The 504-nt window shown below is 70.8% G+C and carries 1 pseudogene; it reads left to right on the forward strand.

Features of this window, described 5'->3' with window-relative positions:
- Nucleotides 1-504: pseudogene (locus IEY79_RS37150) on the forward strand (DNRLRE domain-containing protein); the annotation flags it as partial.

Here is a 504-nt window from a genome sequence, read left to right on the forward strand (position 1 = left end):
GCACGCCAAGGGCTCCAAGGCGTGGGCGATCACCGAGGCGGAGAAGACCGGCAAGAAGACCGTCGTCACCGACGAGACGACCCCGACCACCTACACCGTCGCCAACCCGGACGGCACCCTGACCACCGAACTCACCGCGGGCCCCGAACGGGTCCGGAAGAACGGCAAGTGGCAGAAGGTGGACGCCACTCTCGCCGAGAGCGCCGACGGGAGTATCGCCCCGAGGGCGCACCCCGGGGGTCTGCGCCTGGGCGGCAAGGGCGGCACACAGCCCAAGTCCCTGCGTGCCGCGCAGGACGACACCGCCCGTGACCTGGTCACCCTGGGCACCGGCGACAGCGAGGTGACGCTCCGGTGGAAGGGCGGCCTGCCCAAGCCTGTTCTCGACGGCACCACCGCAACGTACAAGAACGCCGTGCCCGGTGCCGACGTCGTCGTCGAGGCCACCCGTACCGGCTTCGAGCAGTTCGTCGAGATCGGCGAGCGCCCCACCGGCGCCTACAC

This window comes from Streptomyces camponoticapitis, assembly GCF_014646115.1.
GTDB classification, from domain to species: domain Bacteria; phylum Actinomycetota; class Actinomycetes; order Streptomycetales; family Streptomycetaceae; genus Streptomyces; species Streptomyces camponoticapitis.